The sequence below is a fragment of the Candidatus Neomarinimicrobiota bacterium genome, from assembly GCA_022573815.1.
GTDB lineage: Bacteria > Fidelibacterota > SORT01 > SORT01 > SORT01 > JACZTG01.
On the sequence record JACZTG010000054.1, the window covers coordinates 1 to 6081 of the forward strand.

Below are 6081 nucleotides of genomic sequence, written 5' to 3' on the forward strand. Positions count from 1 at the left end.
ATGTCCTCCCACTTTTACAATTATATAGTCTCTTCTATCTTCAAGTATATTAACGCCGTAGGCGTCCCTACGGGACAACTTGAGCAAATAAAAGAAACTCTAAGTGAGAGATCTTGTCCTTATTTCAACAGCACCATTTTTCTTGTTTGGGCAAAATCGCCCGCTTAAATATAGATGTCATTTCCTCTTAATGATTTTTGCCTTACCCGGTATCTTCTTAGTTAGAATTATCGGCTTTTCCTCTACCGGGTCGTCATACCCGATTATACTCACACCTACGATATTATTAGTTCTCTTTTTCTTAGGCTTACCGAACATCTTGTCTATGTTTCGCATATTAACCTCTCCATAATTATGTTAATTGGCTATCACGACGAAGTAAAATATACCCATCAATATTAATGTGACTACAATGAGTTCAAGGGGGGAGAAATCTGTTGCATCTGTGTATTTGGTATCTTCTTCATCTGATTCTTCGGATTCATCTTTTTCCTCAAATTCGTGTCCACAAAACCTACATATTTCAGCTTCCTCTTGAACGAACTCCGCACATTTAGGACATTTCTTATTACCAGTTTTACCTGAAACAAGAAGTATTATTGCGGCAATAAGCGGTGATAATAATAGAGATAAGAAAAAGTAATTGAATCTCGAATGCCCCCAACTGCCAGCCCAAACGGAAACAATAACAACAAATAAAAAATAGAATAGGAATATCTCCATTTCACCTCCAATAAATCAATCGTATTAATGGCAACCTTTTGTAAGAGATATTATGCTAAAAATTTCTTCAAAAAATTAAGATATGTTTCCTAAAGCTTCAAGCTAATTAAAAATTATTATTTTAACGAAATTTTTCTGCCACGACTAATCCATGAAGGCTGATATATAAGTAATGCGAATTAACAGGTGGGTAGTATCCTTTCAAAAGGAGCTGGTATAACTAATAGATTGTGGAATATGGAGGATTTATTAGAAAGAGAGTTGGCTTACTAAATTTATCCTTCTAAATTAGGATAAGATTCATTTAATCAAATTAATGTGGAGGTAAATACTATGAGTAAGAATCTCGAATATGCTATTATGATATTTATGGCGGGATTACTTGTAATTCTATTTCGGTGGTCGGAGAATGGACGTTATCAAGTTAATGATGGGTTGTCCGCTCCTCCTTTAATTGATACACGCACTGGTAATTCCTGGTTTCCCAACTCAAAAGAGATGCTGCCACCTCCGGGTAAATAAACTATAAATTTAAAATCATAGGGCGGGTTTCGAGTCTCGGTGAGTAATTTCATGACAACGAATCTCGTGTAAAACGCCTCCTCATTTCCCGCCCCATTTCAAATTAAGACACTACCAGTTTTTGAGTGCTATAAATATTGCCAAATCAGGTCTAATTTAAGCTAAAATCGATAGCTCGCCTGACTTGTAACTTCAAATAACTAATATAATTATGTAATTACCTGTCGAAGCAAATGTATTGACCAAAATTAGTCCCCTTATAAGGCGGATGGTTGAATTTCCGAGGAAATAGGCTGTAGCGACTAATCCTTCTTCATTAAGAAAAGTAACCGGAAGTGGTACACACTCAAATCCCGTAGGACAAACATAAACATCTAAAGAGGGAATATCTAGACTATTTAAGGCAAGGGTTGGTATATTAATTACCATATCATCTGAAGTTATTTCACCGCTTAGCACCAATCTTGTTCCGGGTCCTGGCACTCCCTGAGGCCCTTGCGCTCCATCATCACTGTCTATACCATCTGTTCCAACCGTTCCATCTTGTCCTGCAATTCCTTGAATGCCTTGTTCGCCTGTTGGTCCAAGTGGCCCTTCACAAGACATAAATAGTAAAATAATAAGTAAGTATCCTGCCCTCCAGTTGATTCGTTATTCTAAAAGATTGTGAAGCCCCCAAAGATAGACTGTTTAAGAGCGAATATCAAATGTTCATTAATCATGCGGTGGCGTAGTATGAAAGAAAAATTCTATATATACTGAAAAGTTTTTCTGCCACGACTAATCTATATAGGTCGATATATAAACAATGCGAATCAACAGGTGGGTATGCCCATTTCGCTTTTTCTGAGGTAATTTTGGCACAAATATGGCACAAGTCTCTGTAAACCCTTGATTCACAACAGTTCTGACGGACTCATAACCCGTAGGTCGGCAGTTCGAATCTGCTCCCCGCTACTCTTTGAAGTCCAATCAGCAGGTGGTGATACCCCCTTCTTAAAAATTACCAACTTTCGGCAGACTTCGTTCTCACTTTAGCTACACAATATTTACACAACCCTTCCCAAAGCTCGAAGACACTCCCCGGAGCTAACTGCCTGATAATCACTGTCAATGTCAATTACATTTATCAACGATATTTCTCTCTTTTATATAGGGGAATAAGATTTAGTGTTATGTATTGAGTATTAAGCCGACTAGAGATTTTGAGAAATCTAAATATATTTCAGAACAGAAAAAAATTGTTGACTGTTAGCTTGGCAGGCTCAATTCATAATTATTACGAATTGCGATGAAATGGAGGCTTAGACTTCAACAGATAAATACTTACTCTTCATTATCTGTCTCCCCGAACTCCGAAAGCTCCTCCTGAACAATATAACCATAAAGAACGTCTGTCTGATGAATAACTCGTTTAGCAAGGGTGCGAATTATACTCTTAGTTGTCTTCGGGTAATGGTCCAACATATTATCAAGGCTGATGTCAACCTCAATCGCTTCTACATCCGAAAACGCTTTCACGGTTGCAGTTCGCGGTATGTCAAGAAGCATACTCATCTCCCCAAAGATGATACCCTTTTTGTCCAGTGTCGTCATCGGAAAATCGCGTTTAAGGATTTCGCATTTTCCCTCAAGAAGGATATAGAATGGACCCCCTATATCTCCTTCTTGAATGATAATTGTTTCCGCTGAAAATTTAACTTTCTTTGAGAACGTTAAATCAGAATTCATAAGAGACTCCAATAGTTTAAACAAATAACTTATATAAAAGATAACAACTACTTTTTATACTATCAAGAGTGACTGTGTAAACCTGAAACCATTGTATGCCTATTATCGCCAGTGGCGGGTTCGACTACAACTCCTGAAATACACACATATCCCAATCAACAGATGCGCGTGCCCAAAGCACCTTTTCTGAGGTAAATTTTTTACAAGTCACTATCAAGCATTAATTATTCAACAATTAAATTACTTTTTCTGCTGAGAAGAGAAAATTATTTACATAGTCGGGGTTGTTAATATCTTTGGTTTGATCATAATTAAATTCTTCTAACTGATGAATCTGTCCATTCCGGAAAAAATATCCTTTATAACCAAGATTATGTAAAAAACCGAATACGTCTTGAATAGAATCATTGATGCGGTGTCGCTGTTCACATTCAAAAATCAAGTGTGGCTGGAATTGGGATAAAGTTTTGGCAGCGCCTTTAAATACCTCAAGTTCATGACCTTCCACATCACATTTTATAATGTTGATCTCCATATCAAGTCTGTCACCGAAATAACTGTCAATAGTAGTCGTAGGAACTTGAGATGAACGGACATCATTTTCAAATAACTCTGTTTCAAGAGTTGCTCCCGGAGAAGGGCTATCGCCCGGTACTGCAAGCGTGGAAAAACCCTCAGCCGAAGAAATTGCTGAGTGTTCTATAGTAGTATTCTCCATTCCCATTATTTTTATCATCTTCTTAAGGTAATCCGTTAATTCATTTTGAGGTTCAAAAGCGAATACTCTTCCGTTCGGTCCCACAGCTTTGTGCATCCAATATGTATAAGCTCCTTTATGCGCACCGATGTCTAATGCGCAATCGTTTTTATGCAAATTTGAGATGATAAATTTCAGTTCAGGCCTTGTCAAGAAAATAACGGAAGCGATTTGCGCGATATAAAAATTTTATTTTATGGAAATATTTCATATAAATTGAAGTTGAAATATACAATCAGCGGGGTTTGGATACTAAATTTTTTATCGGTAATGCTATATTTCGTTATATAGTAATATATTACCATAATCTAATAATATTATACGTATACAAATAATACTTGACATATACCGCAATATATTATATATACTAACAATCAATTTTCTTTTTATTTTTAATTCTTCTAAAAAGGATAATTATTTTATGTTTGTAAGGCTGAAAAAAACAGAAAAATATGAATATCTTCAAATTGTGGAAAACAAGAGAGAAGGGAAGAACACAAAGCAACGTGTTCTCGTTTCTCTTGGTAGAGCAGACGAACCGAGGACAAAACTGAAAATTGAGCAGTTATTGAATTCCTTGAATGATCGTCTTAAAATGCTGAAAAACTAAGAAATAATTTTTATCTTCTCGGCTGGATTTATCTGATTCAGCGACGTTTTTCACAAAGCACGAAATATCAAATTTGCTTCTTTATCCACTGTAATCTATTATATATTAATCAGAATTTAAATATAGGTCGGATAGATGAAGTCAGTATATTTAATAATTACCTTTACATTCGTGTTTTACAATGGAAGCTGCAATGATGAGCAGCAGCAAAAAGCCACATCAGATTTCAACATTATATTTACGGGTAATGTAAATGGTGAAATCGAACCTTGTGGTTGAAAAACCAGTCCTTCCGGCGGTCTGGCCAGGAAAGCAAGTTTTCTAAATAAAATGCGCTCCGAAGGGAAGCATATTTTCGTCGTGGACAGCGGGGATCTCTTTTTCCAGAAAGGCGTACTCACAGACTCTACCAGGAACGAAATGGCTGCAAGAGCAGGTTTAATTTTAGAATCGTTCAATGAAATGGGGACTACAGTCTTAAATGTGGGAGATGATGATTTTATGTTGGGTGAGTCATTTCTTCTATCTCTAAAAGACAGAGCGAAATTTCCATTTTTATCATCGAATATTCAGAGCAGCGAATTTCACAAACCGTTGTTTGAAAGATATATCATAAAAAAAGTGGGTGATTTAAAAATTGGGTTTATTGGGTTGGCGTGGGACGGTGGTAACTTCCCAAAATCTATAGAGATCGTTGATCCGGTCAGTTCTGCCAGAGATATTCTAAGAGAGATTAGAAACGATGTGAATTTAGTAGTTGCGTTGACAAATATGCCTTTCAAAGTTGAACAAGCGCTTGCTGATTCAGTTGAGGGACTTGATATGATCATCGGCGGTCATGATGGTAAAAGTTTCATTAGGCCAAAAATAAATAATGGGCGAGGAATTTATAAGGCGGGAGCCGAAGGACAGAATTTAGGTGTAATCAATATATCTTACAAAATTAAATCTGTTGAGCTCACGGAAATATCCGCAAAATTATTTAGTCTGAAGCGTGTGAACAAAAATCTTGACCGATTAAAATTAAGTTTAAAGGGAAGTACGATCGAAGAAGCTTATGATGAGAATAAGAAGGATGCAGCTAAATTGGAAGAACTCAAAGCTAAGAAACGAAATATACAGCGAGATATGGATTTATTGGTGAACACTGTGTCGTTCGATCTTGTACTACTCTCCGAAGAATATCCCTCTGACGATAAAATTGAGTCCTTTGTCAGCGAATACCGTGTTCATTTCCCCTTGGTTGAAGACGAGAATTCTGAAGAAGAATTGCTGTTAGATGATCTTATCGAACAATAATTTTTTACTTGCGTTAATAACCACAGTTATTAACTTTTTACTTATGAATGCGAGAGTAGCTCAGCTGGTAGAGCTCCACGTTGCCAACGTGGTGGTCGCGAGTTCGAATCTCGTCTCTCGCTCAAGGATTTTAAAGAGTCAGCCCGCTATTAGGCGGATTTCTTTTTGTGGCGACGTACCCAAATGGCTAAGGGAAGGGTTTGCAAAACCCTCATTCACCGGTTCGAATCCGGTCGTCGCCTCTATCGCCGGGGTGGCGAAACTGGTAGACGCAAGGGACTTAAAATCCCTCGGTCGTTTAGACCATGCGGGTTCGAGTCCCGCCCCCGGCACTTGTTAAAGAGTAGTAATAATAAAGACTTACAGAGAATAAGGGAGGGCATATTGCCTTCCCTTTTATTTTTGAGAAATGCCAAATTATGTCAAAATATGTCATTTT

The 6081-nt window shown here is 37.2% G+C and carries 8 protein-coding genes and 3 tRNA genes; 6 read left to right on the forward strand and 5 right to left on the reverse strand.

Annotated elements, in window-relative coordinates; translation table 11 throughout:
* Positions 1-177: 177 nt before the first annotated feature.
* Together IIB39_11155 and IIB39_11160 are read right to left on the reverse strand one after the other, a co-directional pair.
* The gene (locus IIB39_11155) at positions 178-336 is read right to left on the reverse strand and encodes a hypothetical protein (protein MCH8929255.1); all 159 of its coding nucleotides are present in this window, start codon (positions 334-336) and stop codon (positions 178-180) included.
* Between the two features lie 21 nt (positions 337-357).
* Positions 358-723 (reverse strand): hypothetical protein, encoded by a 366-nt coding sequence (locus tag IIB39_11160; GenBank protein MCH8929256.1) that lies wholly within the window; start codon positions 721-723, stop codon positions 358-360.
* Positions 724-1056: 333 nt separating this feature from the next.
* Between IIB39_11160 and IIB39_11165 the strand changes: the two genes are divergently transcribed.
* Positions 1057-1245 (forward strand): hypothetical protein, encoded by a 189-nt coding sequence (locus IIB39_11165; GenBank protein ID MCH8929257.1) that lies wholly within the window; start codon positions 1057-1059, stop codon positions 1243-1245.
* 192 nt (positions 1246-1437) lie between these two features.
* On the opposite strand, the gene IIB39_11170 is transcribed toward IIB39_11165, so the two are convergent.
* The 3 genes from IIB39_11170 to IIB39_11180 all read right to left on the reverse strand — a co-directional run bounded on the left by IIB39_11170 (position 1438) and on the right by IIB39_11180 (position 3790).
* Positions 1438-1851: a collagen-like protein gene (locus IIB39_11170; GenBank protein ID MCH8929258.1), complete on the reverse strand. Its 414-nt coding sequence runs from the start codon at positions 1849-1851 to the stop codon at positions 1438-1440.
* A gap of 720 nt (positions 1852-2571) precedes the next feature.
* Positions 2572-2976, reverse strand: coding sequence for a cyclic nucleotide-binding domain-containing protein (locus tag IIB39_11175; GenBank protein MCH8929259.1), 405 nt, complete (start codon positions 2974-2976; stop codon positions 2572-2574).
* Between the two features lie 235 nt (positions 2977-3211).
* On the reverse strand, positions 3212-3790 hold the full coding sequence (locus IIB39_11180; GenBank protein ID MCH8929260.1) for an FkbM family methyltransferase: 579 nt from the start codon (positions 3788-3790) through the stop codon (positions 3212-3214).
* Between the two features lie 364 nt (positions 3791-4154).
* Here IIB39_11180 and IIB39_11185 point away from each other — a divergent pair, with 364 nt between their 5' ends.
* From IIB39_11185 to IIB39_11205, 5 genes are all read left to right on the forward strand, one after another.
* A complete protein-coding gene (locus tag IIB39_11185; GenBank protein MCH8929261.1) occupies positions 4155-4343 on the forward strand; it encodes a hypothetical protein in 189 nt (62 codons plus the stop codon).
* A 330-nt stretch (positions 4344-4673) separates the two neighbouring features.
* A complete protein-coding gene (locus IIB39_11190) occupies positions 4674-5642 on the forward strand; it encodes a hypothetical protein (protein ID MCH8929262.1) in 969 nt (322 codons plus the stop codon).
* A 49-nt stretch (positions 5643-5691) separates the two neighbouring features.
* Positions 5692-5764, forward strand: a tRNA-Gly gene (locus IIB39_11195).
* A 47-nt stretch (positions 5765-5811) separates the two neighbouring features.
* A tRNA-Cys gene (locus IIB39_11200) sits at positions 5812-5884 on the forward strand.
* A 5-nt stretch (positions 5885-5889) separates the two neighbouring features.
* A tRNA-Leu gene (locus tag IIB39_11205) sits at positions 5890-5974 on the forward strand.
* Positions 5975-6081: the final 107 nt, after the last annotated feature.

Coding starts and splice junctions, on each gene's coding strand:
- IIB39_11155 (MCH8929255.1), bottom strand. CDS start 336: ATGCGAAACATAGACAAGATGTTCGGTAAGCCTAAGAAAAAGAGAACT.
- IIB39_11160 (MCH8929256.1), bottom strand. CDS start 723: ATGGAGATATTCCTATTCTATTTTTTATTTGTTGTTATTGTTTCCGTT.
- IIB39_11165 (MCH8929257.1), top strand. CDS start 1,057: ATGAGTAAGAATCTCGAATATGCTATTATGATATTTATGGCGGGATTA.
- IIB39_11170 (MCH8929258.1), bottom strand. CDS start 1,851: ATGTCTTGTGAAGGGCCACTTGGACCAACAGGCGAACAAGGCATTCAA.
- IIB39_11175 (MCH8929259.1), bottom strand. CDS start 2,976: ATGAATTCTGATTTAACGTTCTCAAAGAAAGTTAAATTTTCAGCGGAA.
- IIB39_11180 (MCH8929260.1), bottom strand. CDS start 3,790: ATGCACAAAGCTGTGGGACCGAACGGAAGAGTATTCGCTTTTGAACCT.
- IIB39_11185 (MCH8929261.1), top strand. CDS start 4,155: ATGTTTGTAAGGCTGAAAAAAACAGAAAAATATGAATATCTTCAAATT.
- IIB39_11190 (MCH8929262.1), top strand. CDS start 4,674: ATGCGCTCCGAAGGGAAGCATATTTTCGTCGTGGACAGCGGGGATCTC.